The organism is Desulfurivibrio nitratireducens (genome assembly GCF_044068515.1).
In the GTDB taxonomy this organism is placed as follows: Bacteria; Desulfobacterota; Desulfobulbia; order Desulfobulbales; family Desulfurivibrionaceae; genus Desulfurivibrio.
In genome coordinates this window covers 1-2854 of record NZ_JBIPKI010000087.1, presented here as the reverse complement: position 1 = coordinate 2854, position 2854 = coordinate 1, and the positions used below count along the sequence as shown (strand labels likewise).

3 protein-coding genes are annotated in these 2854 nt (G+C 65.0%); all 3 read right to left on the bottom strand.

Annotation, left to right across the window (positions count from 1 at the left end; all coding sequences use genetic code 11):
* Positions 1-96: 96 nt before the first annotated feature.
* Entirely contained in the window at positions 97-1449 is a 1353-nt protein-coding gene (gene trkA / locus ACHHTY_RS11950; protein ID WP_395494396.1) for a Trk system potassium transporter TrkA, read from the bottom strand.
* A gap of 232 nt (positions 1450-1681) precedes the next feature.
* Positions 1682-2545, bottom strand: coding sequence for a class I SAM-dependent methyltransferase (locus tag ACHHTY_RS11945; RefSeq protein ID WP_395494394.1), 864 nt, complete (start codon positions 2543-2545; stop codon positions 1682-1684).
* Positions 2499-2854 (bottom strand): class I SAM-dependent methyltransferase (locus ACHHTY_RS11940; RefSeq protein ID WP_462346279.1); only part of this gene is annotated, 356 nt, incomplete at its 5' end. The genes ACHHTY_RS11940 and ACHHTY_RS11945, both read right to left, overlap by 47 nt.

Genomic DNA, 2854 nt, shown 5'->3' with positions numbered 1-2854 from the left:
AAGTGGAAATTGGTCAGCAGGTTGTCCACCACCCGGAAATCATAACCTGGGCAAGCCGGGCCGATCGCCGCAAGATGCGGTGCTGCTGGGCGTTTGCTATTTATCGAAGAGGGAGGCTACCCCCTGCTCCGCGTCGCTGGTGAAGAAGATGATCAGATTATCGTCCGGGGCCAGCTTGGTCTCCCCGGTGGGGATAATGGTCTGGTGGCCCCGCATGATCGCCCCGACGATGGAACCATGGGGAAAGGTCAGGTGTTTGAGGGGCAGATCGACGAACTGGTCGGTGTCCGGAACCTTCATTTCCACCACCTCGGCATTGCCGCCCAGCAGGCTGGCCACGCTGACGATCCGGCCTCCGCCCCGCACATAGCGCAGAATCAGGTTGGCCGCCACCTGGCGCGGGCTCAGGGGTACGTCGATGCCCAGCTTGCCCAGCATGGGGATAAAGCCGGGGTTGCTGATCAGGGTGATGCACTTCTTGGCCCCGTGGTGCTTGGCCAGGAGGCTGGAGAGGATGTTGGTGGTGTCGCTGTTGGTCACCGCGATCACCAGGTCGGCCTGGTCGATGTCTTCTTCGAGCAGATCCTGGGCCTCGAGGCCGTCGCTGTTGAGCACCACCGTCCTTTCCAGTTGTTCGGCCAGGATTTCACAGGTGGCCGGGTTCTGTTCCAGCAGGTTTATATCGATATTGAGCTGCTCCATCTGGCGGGCGACCATGGCCCCGATGGGACCGCCGCCGACGATGAAGACCCGGCGGGGCATCCGACTGGTGCTGGCGAAGAGCAGGTGTTCCACCGCCGGAACGTCGGGGCGGCGGGTCACCAGGTAGAGCTTGTCGCCGGCTTCGATCTTGTCGCTGCCCCGGGGGATGATGGTTTTTTCCCCCCGGGTGATGGCGACCACCAGGAAGTGGTAGATGCTTTGGAGATCGCGCAGATCGGCCAGGGTGGAGCCGACGCAGGGGTGCTCCTCCTTGGCCTGGTAACCCAGGAGATCGATCTGGCCGTGGCCGAATTCCGCCACCTCCACCGCCTGGCTCAGGGTGGTCAGGCGGAGGATTTCCTCGGTCATGGCCAGGTCCGGGCTGATCACCAGGTCGATGCCCAGGGTCCGTTCCACCTGGGAGGTGCCCTGGGCGTAGAAATCCTCGTTGCGGACCCGGGCGATCCTGGTCTTGACCTTGTACTGGCGGGAAATGATGCAGGCGATCAGGTTGATTTCATCGCTGTCGGTGACCGCGATGAAGAGATCGGTCTGATCGATCCCCGCCTTTTCCAGGATCTTGGGGGAAGCGCCGCTGCCGTGGACCGGCATGATGTTTAGCTCCCGCTCCAGGCGGCGCAGCTTCTTCTCGTCGCTGTCCACCAGGATCACTTCCTGGCCTTCACCCGAGAGTTTTTCGCAGAGATGGCGGCCGACCATGCCGGCGCCGACGATCATGATTCGCATGAGCTCACGCTTCCGTTGCTGATCAGGACAAAACCGCCAGGTTTCAGCGGGTTGCCCCCGTTGCCGGAGACCGGCTTACCGGCTCGGTTGGCCGTCATTTGCCGGCCCGCTCCACCGGCCGGGATTGCGCCCCGGCCCGGGCTTGGACCGGCCAGCTTAAATTTTTTACCACAGCGCGCCCGGCGGGCCCAGCGAAAAACCGGCCGCCAACCCGGACCGCCGGGGCCGGGTCCTACTTGCTCCAGGAAATCACCGCCCAGCGGGCCGGCTGACGCCGGGTCAAAAGCCAGCTGCCGTCCGGCCGGGGTTGCAGGCGGGCGTCCAGGTATTCCTCCAGGCGGGCCTCCTCGGCGGCGCTCAGGGGAGGCTCGGAGAGCATCCAGAGCAGGGAGGCCCGGGCTTTTTCCCGGTTGGGGTAAACCCGGTCCTGTTCCAGGGTGATGAAATCGACCCGGGCCTGAATGCCCAGTTGGTAAAGAATGTTGACGGTGAAGATATAGTCCGGCCCCGGTTCGCAGGGACGTTGCAGGGTGGCGAAAAGATCCGGGTCGAAGGGCCCGGCCCCCACCCGGTCGCTGACGATGGCCAGCCGCCGCGCCCATTGATCGACCTTGGCCAGGGCGCCGGGCAGGTCGTCCACCGCCAGGGAGCGGGAGGCGATGACCACGTCATGGGGCGGGATGGCCAGGGCCTGCCAGTCGTCCTCCCAGGCGGCCTGGACCCGCTGAATGTTGGTCAGTCCTTGCCGGGTTTGTTCCTTGGCCAGTTGGGCCAGCATTTCGGCGGAAAAGTCGAGGGCGGTGACCTCCTTGACCCGGCGGGCCAGGGGCAGGGAAAGGGTGCCGGGGCCGCAGCCGGCGTCGAGGACGGTCCACTCCGGCTGCCAGTTGAAGCGGGCCAGGAATTCATCGGCGTAGGGGGATTCCTTGTGGCTGGCGGCGAAATCGCCGGCTCGCCGGTCCCAGTCGCCCGGTTTGCGGCGGGGCCGCGATTTGTGGCGGTATTCTTCCTGCCAGAGGGCTTTCCAGTCCAGATCGCGGTAGCGCATGTCAGTGGCCGTGCCTTTGCAGGCGGCTGAGGATAATGGTCTGCTCACGGTCGTCGCCTTGCATCCGGCGGCGGCTGATGGCGATGGTGAAATCCTTTTCCGCCCGGGCCAGGAAGCGGGGCAGGCTCTGGCGACTGAAGTCGTGGGCCAGGTAGATGCTGCCACCCGGGGCCAGGCATTGGGTCATGATGGCCAGCAGGGGCTCGAAGAAATCCTCCCGGAAGAGAATTTCCGCCCCGATGATCGTGGTGAAGGGGGGCAGTTCCGGGGGCTTGCGCCAGTCCAGGCGCAGATGCTCCACCCGGTCGGCCACCCCGCTGGCGGCGGCGCTGACCCGCTGAAAATCGAGGACATGGG